This window comes from Enorma timonensis, assembly GCF_000321165.1.
Lineage (GTDB): Bacteria > Actinomycetota > Coriobacteriia > Coriobacteriales > Coriobacteriaceae > Enorma.
Map to the genome: position 1 here is coordinate 1 of NZ_CAPF01000085.1, position 12097 is coordinate 12097.

8 protein-coding genes and 1 tRNA gene are annotated in these 12097 nt (G+C 68.3%); 4 read left to right on the forward strand and 5 right to left on the reverse strand.

Annotated features, from left to right (window positions below):
* The 3 genes from BN423_RS10880 to pknB form a co-directional block, all read left to right on the forward strand.
* The coding region (locus BN423_RS10880; RefSeq protein ID WP_019239955.1) for a Stp1/IreP family PP2C-type Ser/Thr phosphatase at positions 1–1327 on the forward strand (1327 nt) is incomplete at its 5' end.
* Positions 1327–4284, forward strand: a complete 2958-nt coding sequence (locus tag BN423_RS09165) for an FtsW/RodA/SpoVE family cell cycle protein (RefSeq protein ID WP_019239956.1) — start codon at positions 1327–1329, stop codon at positions 4282–4284. The genes BN423_RS10880 and BN423_RS09165, both read left to right, overlap by 1 nt.
* 58 nt (positions 4285–4342) lie before the next feature.
* Entirely contained in the window at positions 4343–6172 is a 1830-nt protein-coding gene (pknB, locus tag BN423_RS09170) for a Stk1 family PASTA domain-containing Ser/Thr kinase (RefSeq protein ID WP_019239957.1), read from the forward strand.
* A gap of 149 nt (positions 6173–6321) precedes the next feature.
* On the opposite strand, the gene BN423_RS09175 is transcribed toward pknB, so the two are convergent.
* From BN423_RS09175 to BN423_RS09195, 5 genes are all read right to left on the reverse strand, one after another.
* The gene (locus BN423_RS09175) at positions 6322–6579 is read right to left on the reverse strand and encodes a hypothetical protein (RefSeq protein WP_232385555.1); all 258 of its coding nucleotides are present in this window, start codon (positions 6577–6579) and stop codon (positions 6322–6324) included.
* Between the two features lie 182 nt (positions 6580–6761).
* Positions 6762–6837 (reverse strand) — tRNA-Arg (locus tag BN423_RS09180).
* 382 nt (positions 6838–7219) lie between these two features.
* Entirely contained in the window at positions 7220–7663 is a 444-nt protein-coding gene (locus tag BN423_RS09185) for an aconitase X swivel domain-containing protein (protein WP_019239959.1), read from the reverse strand.
* Positions 7663–9015 (reverse strand): aconitase X, encoded by a 1353-nt coding sequence (locus BN423_RS09190; protein ID WP_019239960.1) that lies wholly within the window; start codon positions 9013–9015, stop codon positions 7663–7665. Before BN423_RS09190 ends, BN423_RS09185 begins: the two co-directional genes overlap by 1 nt.
* Positions 9016–9105: 90 nt before the next feature.
* Complete coding sequence (locus BN423_RS09195) at positions 9106–11160, reverse strand: oxidoreductase (RefSeq protein ID WP_019239961.1); 2055 nt, start codon at positions 11158–11160, stop codon at positions 9106–9108.
* Between the two features lie 217 nt (positions 11161–11377).
* On the opposite strand from BN423_RS09195, the gene BN423_RS09200 reads away from it, so the two are divergent.
* Positions 11378–12010, forward strand: a complete 633-nt coding sequence (locus BN423_RS09200; RefSeq protein ID WP_019239962.1) for a TetR/AcrR family transcriptional regulator — start codon at positions 11378–11380, stop codon at positions 12008–12010.
* Positions 12011–12097: the final 87 nt, after the last annotated feature.

A 12097-nucleotide genomic window follows, 5' to 3' on the forward strand; every position in this document is an offset into this window, starting at 1 on the left:
GGCACCCGCCCCGGAGCCCGACCCCGAGCAGACGGCCGGGCCCGCGCGCCCCGACACCACGGCCGAGATCGACGTCGCCGCCGTGGAGCGCAAGCTCACCGACCCCGGCTCCACGCAGAGCTTCCCCGCGGTCACGGAGGAGCGCATCGATACCGATTCCACCTACGACGCCGGCACGAGCACCTCGCTCATGTGGGGCGCCCGCTCCGACGTGGGCTGTGTGCGCACGCACAACGAGGACTCCTACCTCGTGCAGTCGCCGCTGTTCTGCGTGTGCGACGGCATGGGCGGCCACGCCGCCGGCGAGGTGGCATCCTCGCTCGCGGTCGAGACCATCGCGCGCCTCGCGCCGCATGAGGCCGATCCCGCCCGCCTCGCAGCTGCCGTCGAGGCCGCCAACGCCGCCATCATCGAGGCGGCGGAGAACGGGCTCGGCAAGCCCGGCATGGGCTGCACGGCGACGGTCGCCTACATCGAGGGCACGTCGCTCGCCATCGCGCACGTGGGCGACTCGCGCGCCTACCTGCTGCACGAGGGCACGCTCATCCGCGTCACCCACGACCACTCCTATGTGGAGGAGCTCGTCGACGCCGGCGAGATCACGGCCGACGAGGCGCGCGTGCACCCCAACCGCTCCGTCATCACCCGCGCGCTCGGCTCCGACCCCGCCATGTACGCGGACCACTTCCAGCTCAACATCGAGGAGGGCGACCGCCTCATCCTGTGCTCCGACGGCCTCTCGAGCATGGTGCCCGACGCCGACATCGAGGCCATCGCCATGCAGTCCCCCACCGCGCAGCTGTGCGTCGACAACCTCGTCGACGCCGCGCTCGCCGCGGGCGGCGGCGACAACGTGACCGTCGTGGTGGCCGACGTGGTCGACGACGGCCGCATGCGCGACCTCATCCGCCGGCGGCGCCGCAACATCCTCATCGCGCTCGCGGGCATCATCTTCGCGCTCGCCGCGGCCCTGGCCGTCGGCGCGTACGTCGTTTCCAGCTCGCTGTTCCTCGGCGTGCACAACGGGCATGTGGCCATCTACACCGGCGTGCCGGAGTCCATCCTGGGCATCGACCTCTACCGCCTGTACGACGAGACCGCCATCCAGATCGATGACCTGCCCGAGGACACGCAGAACCGCCTGAACGAGGGCATCGGCCAGGCGAGCATGGACGAGGCGCGCGCGACGCTCTCGCAGTACCGCACGCAGATCGATGCCGATAGGACGAGGGCGGCCCAGAACGCCGCCGCCATCGAGGGCAGCTCCACCGACGCCGACGATGCCGCCGGCGCCGAAGCGGCCGGAACCCCGGGAGGTGAGGCGTGATGGGAAGCCGTCGCAACACCGAGCTCATGCTGTTGATCGGGGGCGCGTTCCCCGTCACCCTGCTCTACGCGCTCTATGTGGTCACCACCGGCACCGCGCTCACGTTCAGCACGCTCGCCGTGCCGCTCGGCCTGTTCGCCGCCTTCGCCGCCGCGCACATCGGCGTGCGCTTCCTGGCGCCCGGCGCGGACCCGGCCATCCTGCCGATCGTCTTCGTGCTCTCGGGCATCGGCATCACCTTCGTCTCGCGGCTCGCGCCGTCGTCGGCCATCAACCAGATCATCTACCTCTTCGTGGGCATCGCGCTCATGATCGGCACGCTCGCCCTCGTGAAGAACCTCGACGTGGTGAAGCGCTATAAGTACACGCTCGGCCTCGCGGGCATCGTGCTGCTGCTCCTGCCCATGTTCATCGGCACGGACCGCTACGGCTCCAAGCTCTGGATCGAGATCGGCTCCTTCACCATCCAGCCCGGCGAGTTCGCCAAGGTGGCCATCGTGCTCTTCCTCGCGGGCTACCTCTCGGAGAACCGCGAGCTGCTCTCCATCGCCAACCACAACATCCTGGGCTTCAAGATCCCGCGCCTGCGCCTGCTCGCGCCGCTCTTCGTGGTGTGGGGCGTGTGCCTGGCCATCGTCGCCTTCGAGCGCGACCTGGGCTCGGCCCTTCTGTTCTACACGCTCTTCCTCATCATGCTCTACGTGGCCACGGGGCGCATCTCCTACGTCATCATCGGCATCGTGCTCCTGCTCATCGGCGGCTTCGGCATGTACCAGCTCATGGGGCACGTGCGCACGCGCTTCGCCATCTGGCTCGATCCCTTCGCCGACGCGCAGGGCGGCGGCTACCAGCTCGTGCAGTCGCTCTACTCGCTCGCCGACGGCGGCCTCGTGGGCACGGGCATCGGCCGCGGCATGCCCGACTACATCCCCGTCGTGGCCTCCGACTTCATCTTCTCGGCCATCGGCGAGGAGCTCGGCCTGCTCGGCGCCACCGCCGTGCTCATGCTCTTCATGCTCTTCGCCGTGCGCGGCCTCACCACCGCGGCGCGCGCCAAGAGCGACCTCGCCGCGTTCTCGGCCACCGGCCTCACCGCCGCCATCTCGTTCCAGGCCTTCCTCATCGTGGGCGGCGTGACGCGGCTCATCCCGCTCACGGGCGTGACGCTGCCGTTCATGAGCCAGGGCGGCTCGTCGCTGCTGGCGAGCTTCATCATCGTGGGCCTGCTCATGCGCGCGGGCGACGAGGCCACCGGCCGCGAGACGGAGCTCACGGGCACGGGCATCATGGCCGCCATCCCCGCCATGGGCTCGCGCGGGGCGGAGGCCGTCGCCGACGGCCTCATGAGCAGCGTGGGCACGCGCATCTTCCACGGGTCGCGCAAGGACGGCGGCTCGTCCGCGTCCGGCCGGGCGGGGCGCACCGGCTCCACCGGCGGCTCGGGCAGCATCGGCGGCTCGCACGCCCGCCCCGGCTCGCGCCTGCGCCGGCGCCTGCTCGACACGCCCGAATCCGGCGTGCTCGGCCGCGTCGCGCTCGCCAAGCGCCTCACCCGCACCGTGTTCCTGTTCACCGCGCTCTTCGCGGTGCTCATCGGCAACCTCACCTACATCCAGGTCATCAAGGCCGACGAGTACCAGAGCATGCCCTCGAACAACCACACCATCATGCGCCAGGCCTACATCCAGCGCGGGTCCATTATCACCTCCGACGGCCTCACGCTCGCCGAGTCCGTGCGCCAGGACGACGGCACGTACGTGCGCTCCTACCCCAACGGCAACATGGCGGCGCACACGGTGGGCTACTACTCCACGCGGTACGGCTCCTCCGGCGTGGAGAGCACCATGAACGACACGCTCACCGGCTCGAAGGACTACTCGAGCTGGGAGAACGCGATCCTGTCGCTCGCGGGCGTGGCGCAGCCCGGCAACTCCGTCGCGCTCACCATCGACTCGCGCATCCAGACGGCCGCCGAGCAGGCGCTCGAGGGCCGCACGGGCGCCATCGTGGTGCTCGACCCGCGCTCCGGCGCCGTGCTGGCCATGGCGAGCTCGCCGTCCTTCGACAACACCGACATCGACGCCGTGCGCGAATCCGGCAGCGACGGCACGGGCGAGTACAACCGCGCCACCCAGGCGCTCTACACCCCGGGCTCGACCTTCAAGGTCATCACCCTCGCCACGGCGCTCGAGACCGGCACCGCCACGCTCGACACCCAGATCGACGCCCCGGGCGAGCTCGAGGTGGGCGGCGCGAGCGTCACGAACATCGGCGGCACCGACTGGGGCACCATCAGCCTCGAGCGCGCCTTCGAGGTCTCGGCGAACACCGCGTTCGCCCAGATGGCGACCGAGAGCGGTGCCGAGAACCTCGTGCAGTACGCGCGCGCCTTCGGCTACGGGCAGTCGCTCGGCCAGGACTTCTCCACCACCGCTTCCGTCATGCCCGACCCGGGCGAGATGACGGAGTGGGAGACCGCGTGGGCGGGCGCCGGCCAGCCCGTCGGCCAGGGGCACACCCCCGGCCCCCAGACCACCTGCATGCAGAACGCCGTGATGGCGGCCGCCATCGCCAACGACGGCATCGTCATGAACCCCTACGTGGTGGGCCAGGTGCTCGCACCGGACGGCACGGTGGTGAGCACCACGCAGTCGCGCTCGCTCGGCCAGGCCGTGAGCGCCGACACCGCCGCGAAGGTCGCCGAGGCGATGCTCGGCGTCGTGCAGGGCGGCACCGGTAGCGCCGCGCAGGTCTCCGGCGTGCAGGTCGCCGGCAAGACCGGCACGGCCGAGGCCACCGCGTCCCAGGTGAACTCCACGTTCGTGGGCTTCGCCCCCTATGACAACCCGACGGTCGCCATCTCGGTGGTGATCGAGGATTATTCGAGCGACGGCAGCTCGGCTGCCGCGGCGGCGGGCACGGTGCTCGCCGCCGCCCTCGCGGCGCAGGGATCGTGACGCGCCGCTCCCGTTTCCCAGGTTCACTCGTACGATGCAAGGTTTGTGAGGAGTAACGATGCAACAGCAGGTCCTCGGGGGAAGGTACCTCATCAAGGACAAGGTCGGCTCGGGCGGCATGGCCACCGTGTACCGCGCGCAGGACCAGGTGCTCGACCGCACCGTGGCCATCAAGATCATGCTGCCGCAGTACGCGGCCGACGCCACGTTCGCCGCGCGCTTCAAGCAGGAGGCGCAGGCGGCGGCCGGCCTCCAGAGCCCCTACATCGTGGGCATCTACGACTGGGGCAAGGACGGCGACACGTACTACATCGTCATGGAGTACCTGCGCGGCACGGACCTCAAGAGCGGCATCCGCAGCCACGGGGCGCTCGACCCCAAGAAGGTCGCGCAGATCGGCTCGCAGATCTGCGGCGCGCTCTCCGTCGCCCATAAGCACGAGATCATCCACCGCGACATCAAGCCGCAGAACATCATGGTGCTGCCCGACGGCAACATCAAGGTCATGGACTTCGGCATCGCGCGCGCCAAGAACAGCCACCTCACGCAGGACAACAACGTCCTGGGCACCGCGCACTACGTGAGCCCCGAGCAGGCGCGCGGCCAGGAGCTCGGCCCCACGTCCGACATCTACTCGCTCGGCGTGGTGATGTACGAGTGCGCCACCGGCCAGGTGCCCTTCGACGGCGAGGACGCCATCTCCGTCGCGGTGAAGCAGATGAACGAGCTGCCCGTTCCCCCCTCGCAGCTCAACCCCGCCATCGACGCGAACCTCGAGCGCATCATCCTGCGCTGCATGGAGAAGGACCCCGCGAACCGCTTCCAGTCGGCCGACGAGCTGCGCCAGGCGCTCAACGCCTACCTCGCCGGCAGGCAGGTGGACGTCCCGGAGCCCACGCGCGTGCTCGCGGCCGGCGCCATCGGCGGCGTGGGCGGCGCGGGCACGACCGAGACGCGCGTCATGACGGACAAGACGCAAGCCATGGCGCGCCCGGCCGACCTGGGCGCCACCACGGTGCGCGGCGGCGCCGGCGGGCGCTCGAGCGTGTCCGGCGGCCAGGGCTCGTACGAGCCCGAGCCCAAGCGCGGGCGCGGGGCGAAGATCGCCGCCGCCATCATCGGCGCCATCGCGGTGATCGGCGTCATCGCGTTCATCGCCATGAACGCCCTCGGCGCGGGCGGCGAGGAGTTCCCCGCCCCCAACCTGCTGGGCATGACGCAGCAGCAGGCCGAGGACGAGCTCGAGAAGTACGGCCTCGAGCTGGGCAACATCGATCCCGGCTACAGCGACGACTACGAGGTCGGCGAGATCATGGACCAGACGCCGGGCGAGGGTCGCTCCGTGCACAAGGGCGATAAGATCGACATCACCGTCGTGCGCGGCCCGGAGACCAAGACCACGACCGTGCCGAGCCTGAGCGGCCGCACGCAGGAGGAAGCCGAGCAGCTGCTCAAGGAGGCCGGGCTCACCGGGCACCCCGTCACCGAGGCGAACGACGCCGAGGAGGGCAAGGTCTTCGACCAGAACCCCGCCGCCGGCGAGGAGGTCGACGAGGGCTCGACGGTGACGTACAAGGTGTCCACGGGCCCTGACGCCGAGAACATCCCGGGCGTCGTGGGCTACACCGAGGCCGAGGCCACGAACATGCTGTCCGAGGCGGGCTTCTCGGTGAACTCCGTTCCCGGCGGGTACAGCAGCCGCTATGCGGCCGGCTACGTCATGAGCCAGGATCCCACCGGCCAGGCGAAACCCGGCAGCACCGTGACGATCTACATCTCCGAGGGCCCCGAGCCTGAGCCGGAACCCGAGCCGGATACCCCGGATTCGCCCACGTCGCCGACCTCGCCCGACTCCCCGACGACCGGCGAGGGCGAAGAGACGAGCTAGCGCCGCCTGCACGGCTTGATCTGGCCGGCGGCAGATGGCGCGCGCGATGCGCACATTGAGCGGCGGGCACTCCAACGAGGGGTGCCCGCCGTTTTCATGGGCTGCCGCGACGATGTGGGGCGCGCCACGGGCTCGCATGGGGCGCGGTCTCACCCCTCGCGCGCGACGCGCATGACCACGAACCAGCGCTCGCCGCTCCAGCCAGCCGCATCCTTGTAGAGGCTCGTCACGTGCTCGCCGATCTGGATCGCGAACACCCAGCCACCTTGGAGGCGTTTCTTCGACGTCACGCGGGTCACCTCGAACGCGCGCCCGTCGGGCAGTACGATGGCGCGGGGCAGCTCGGTGCCGTCGGCGCTCACGCGGATGACAACGTCAACGTATGTCCGAATCCCCCTCGGCGGCAACGCCAGCCCCTCTCCGCATGCATATCGAACGCTTGTTCTTATCATAGGAGGCCGTGGGGACAATACTCGAAGCCCGGCGTTTGCGGATTTCCGGCCCGGATTTTCCGGAACGTTGTGCGATCTCCCGCCGAAACGAAAAACAGGCCAGAGGCAAACACAGCCTCTGGCCTGCACATATTCGATGGTGCCCCCGGTGCGATTCGAACGCACGACACCCGCTTTAGGAGAGCGGTGCTCTATCCCCTGAGCTACGGAGGCACGTTCCCTCATTCTAGCAGAACGGCGCAGCCACGATAGCGAGGTAGAGGCGCTGCCCGCATAGGGCGCAACATAGGGCGCAAGCGCCCACTCACACGCCACCGAACGGTGCACACCCTGCCGAATCGGCGCCTTCCCGAACCCTCCGGAACCACTCCGCGCACAAACGGCGCGAAACGAACGGTTTATCCGGCACCCCGGAAGTAGCAAGGTGCTGCACGCCAGCAAACCCGCAGGTAACGAGCTTGCGGTTTCGCCGGCTACTCGGGCACCCCCGCATAAACCGCTCGTTTCGCGCCGTTTGTGCACGCCACCCTTCCGAATGCCTCTTCGAACGCCGTGCACCAGGCCTCCGCGAGCCCGAAACCACCCGCCGCGCCGCCTACGCGACCTCGACCACGCCGCCTTCGCGCACGGTGATCGTCATGCCATCCTGCACATACGCCAGGAACTCCTCGCCGAGCGAATCCACCACCGGCATGGACACGTCGTCCAGCCACACGTCCGCGAGCACCGCACCCGCGGCCGCCAGCGAATCGATGGGCTCAGAGAACAGCATGCACGCGGGCTGCCGCTTCATGGCGCACGCGCAGTACAGCACGAGCCCGCCCGTCGTGGAGCCGATCGTCTGCGGCAGGCACAGCGCGCGCCCGGCCATCTGCTTGCCGTACAGATCCGGGTTGTTCTGGTCGCCGCACGTCGCCTTCTTGTCGCCGAACTGCAGCGCCTTCTGGAACGACGCCAGCGTGTTCAGCCCGCCATGGCTCACCACGGCCTCGGCGCTCGTCTCGCCCGGGGAAATCACGCGTCCCTTGAACTCCCGCATCAGCGATCGCCTCCCTTCGCGTCGGACTCCGAGCCATCGCGCTTCGCCACCGATGCCGCCACGGACGCGCCGTCCGCGCAGCCGGTGATCTGCTCCAGGATCTCGTCGTCGGTGTAGTAGCGCGCCGTCGTGTACGTGCGCAGCTTGTTGCTCGACGTGATGACCGGCATGCTGCCGCACAGCGGGTTGTTCATGTACATGAGCGGGCAGATGTAGGATACGATCACGCCCGTCGCGGCGAGTCGCGCCGCGTACGGCGTCTCGTTGAAGCGCTCGACCACCGCGGGCGCCGCCGTGAAGACGGTCGGCACCGCCACGCGCTCGCGCCCCGAGGCGGCGAGCCCGGCCTCGATCTTGTCCGTCCAGGCCTTGAGCTGGTTCAGGCTCATGTGCGGGCAGCCCATGAAGCAGAGCTTGGGCGCGGCGTCGCGCTTCTTCCACACGATGGGGTAGCCGTCGTACACGCGCTGGAGCTCGGCGTCGTCGATCACATAGGTCTGCGCGCCCTCGCGCACGAGGCTGCGCCCGTCGCGCACCGCCTCGGGCGTGATGCCCTCCACGTGGTAGAGACCCACGGCGCCGTTCGAGGCCGTCGCCGCGCCGAAGTCCTTGAGGTAGTCGCGCGCGTCGTCGTCGAGCTCGCCGAGCCAGCGGTCGAGCCCCACGATATAGGGCACGTCCTCCATGACCTTCATGCCGATGGCCGAGCCCAGGAGCTGCGCCTCGGGCTTCTTGGTGGTGCGGATCTCCACGACCCAGTCCGCGCGGCGCCCGTCATCGGTGAGCAGGCCGAAGTACGGCACGAAGCCCACCACGGAGCCCATGAGGTCGATGATGCCGGAGTTGCGGTTGCACCGCGCGCCCAGCACAGAGTTCGCGTACACCACGGCCGACGACTCGGACCAGCTGAGCACCTCGCCGAGCGCCGGCGTGTTGCCCACCTCGTCCATGTAGCAGGTGCAGGTGAAGGCGTCCTTCTGCATGAGGCCGAGCTTCTGCAGCTGGCCCTCGTAGAAGTCCTGCTTGGAGTACATGAACTTCTTGAACACGAGGTTCTGCAGGAGGTTGCTCGGCACGGCGGGGTCGAGCGGGCGCGGGTCGGCCGAGAACTGCTGCTTCGAGACCGCGCCGGCGCGGATGAGCTGGTCCATGAGGTCGTAGACCGGCGTGAGCGCCTTCAGGCCGAACGATGTGACGAGGTGGTTGTACCTGCTCGTCACAGGCACCATCTTCGTGGCGCCGAAGATCTCGCCGTAGCGCACGAGGGTCTCCATCACGCGGGCGAGCGTGTCGCCGTGCACGCCCTCGAGGATCGCCTCCTGTTCCGCGGTGAGCTGCATGGTGTGCTGCATGGGGCTCCTTTCTGGTCGATGCTCCCGGGTGGAAGCGGGGGTGAACAGCAAGCGACCCGGGCTCTGCGCGAACCCGGGCCGATGCATGAGCTAGATGCGCATCGCGGCCTCGTAGGCACTCCAGATGACGGTGCGGAGGTTGCCCACCTGGGCGCAGTCGCCCACGAGCTGCACGTTCTTACCGCGCGGCGCGAGCGGGGCGCTCACGTAGCCCACCGAGCCGATCACCGAATCGCACGGCACCTCGAACGTGGCGCCGTCCTTGCCGCGGCACACGATCGAGCCGTCGCGCACCTCGGCGAGCGTCGTCTCCAGATAGACCGGCACCTTGTGCAGGGCGAACCATTCGCGCAGGTAGGAGCTGTTCGCCAGGCACACGCCCTTCTGGGCGATGAGGTCGTCCTTCATCTCCACGATGATGGGCTTCTTGCCCTCGAGCGCGAGCTCGTAGGCGATCTCGCAGCCGGTGAGGCCGCCGCCGATGACCGCGACCGTCTCGCCCACCGGCGTGCCGGTGAGGTAGTCGCACGCCTCGACCATGCGCTCGAAGCCCGGAACGCTCCGCATGATGCGCGGCACAGCGCCCGTCGCCACGATGACCGGCTCGCCGCCGAACTCCTCGACGCTCTTGACCTCGTCGTTCAGGTGCACCTCGATGCCGAGCTCCTCCATCTGCCGGCGATACCACGCCAGCAGGTCGCGGAGCTTCCCCTTGTACGACTCGGCGCTCGCCGCGATGAACGTGCCGCCGAGCTCGCCCGCGCGCTCGTGGATGACCGGCTTGTGGCCGCGCAGCTTGAGCACGCGCGCCGCCTCCATGCCGCCGATGCCGCCGCCCACGATATGCACCGTGCGCGGGGTCGTCGCGGGCTTGATGTGGTGCTTGTCCCACTGCATGGTCTCCGCATTCACGGCGCAGCGCGACAGGTGCAGGCTGTCGGCCAGGTCCTGGTCGTTCGCGACGCCCTTGTAGTGCGCCATGTTGAAGCAGCCATTATGGCACAGGATGCACGGGCGGATGTCCTCCGGGCGATCCTCGATGAGCTTGGTGACCCACTCCTGGTCGGCCAGGAACTGCCGCGCGAAGCCGGCGCCGTCGAGCTTGCCCTCCTTGATGGCCTCCGCCGCGACGAAGGGGTCGAGCCTGCCGGCCGCCACCACGGGGATGTCGACGAACTGCTTGATGTGCTCCACATCCTCGAGGTTGCAGTTCTCGGGCATGTAGATGGGCGGATGCGCCCAGTACCAGGCGTCGTAGGTGCCGTTATCGCAGTTGAGCATCGCGTAGCCCGCGTCTTCAAGGTAGCGCGCGGCGCGCTCGGATTCCTCCATGTCGCGGCCGACCTCGGTGTACTCCTCGCCCGGCAGCGCGCCCTCGCGGAAGCCCTTCGTCTTGGACACCACGCTGTAGCGCAGCGACACCGGGAAGTCGTCGCCGCAGGCCGCGTGGATGGCCTGGACGATCTCGACCGCGAAGCGGTAGCGGTTCTCGAACGAGCCGCCGTACTCGTCGGTGCGGTGGTTCACGTACGGCAGGGTGAACTGGTCGAGCAGGTAGCCCTCGTGCACGGCGTGCACCTCGACGCCGTCGACGCCGGCCTCCTTGAGCAGGCGCGCGGACTCCGCGAACGCCTCCACGAACTCGTGGATCTCGGGCACGGTCATCTCGCGCGACGGCACGTGGTCGGACCAGCGGTTGGGCGCGGGGCTCGCCGAGGCGCAGATCTTCTCGAGGTCCATGACCGGCTTGGAGAGCTTGCGCAGCACGGGGTTCACGTAAAGCTGTTCCATCATGTCGCTGATGGTGAACGACCGACCGAACCCGGCGGTGAGCTGCACGAAGAGCTTCGCGCCCGTCTTGTGGAGCTCGGGCATCCACTTCGCGAGGTCGCGGTACATCTTCTTGTTCTTGTGGAGCCACTGGCCGAACATGGGGTTGTAGACGGGCTGGCACCCCGGCAGCACGAGGCCGACGTTGTTCTTCGCGACCTCCATGATGAAACGCGCACCCACCTTGTCGAAGTGGTTCTTCTCCATCCAGCCGAAGAGGTCCGTACCGCCCATCGACGTGAGCACGATGCGGTTCTTGATCTCGCAGGAACCGATCTTCCAGGGCGTGAACAGGGGCTCGAGTCTTGAATCCACGGGGATCCTCCTTACCGCAGCATGGGGGCCGGAACGGAGCGTGCGGCCCACCGATACCTCCGCCATGCACCCCATTATAGGCACGCCGGGCGCACGGGGCCTCCCCGCCGTTTGATAGACAATATTTGCCCTTTCGTCAATGTATATGTTGACGAGTTGTCAATACTGGCGCAAACTATGCGTATACGTGCATATTCTCTCGAGAGCGGAGCCGACCATGACCGAATCGATGAAACGCACGCGCGCCTCGCGCCATTCCTACGACGCCCGGCGCGAGGAGATCCTCCAGGCCGTCATCGACGTCTGCGCGCAGGAGGGGATCGGCAAGCTCTCGGTCTCGAGCGTCTCGAAACGCGTCGGCTGCACGCGCTCGCTCTTCTACCACTACTTCCCCAACAAGGAGGACGCGCTCAACGCGGCGCTCGACTACACCATCGATGCATTCATCGACCGGCTGCGCACCTGGAACGAGCACCGCGTCTTCGGCGACATCGAGGGCGCGCTCGACAGCATCTCCGAGCTGCTCAAGACGCTCGTGCTCGAGATGCCGGGCATCTCCGGCTCCATCACGGTGGGCGGCGACGCCGTGCTCTACACCGCGTTCGTAAACCGCGTGGCCGAGCGCTGCGCCCGCTACATGTGCGAGTCGACCGTCGTCGATTTCGCCCAATACCACGAGGTGCTCATCGACAACGTCTTCGAGACGTTCTACGTGCTCATCAGCGGGCTCATTCTGTACATCCGCTCGCACCGGGATGTGCCCGTGGAGGTCATCAAGGAGATCATCGCCTGCACCCTGCATATCGAGGGCTACACCGAGAAGTACAAGGACCGCAGGCCGGAGCGGTAGGCACAGCGGAGGCGGAAGCGGCCGTTTGCGGCGCGACGTGAGCTGCGGGCGCGCGAAATCGTCCTCCAAAACACAAAATGAGCGAAA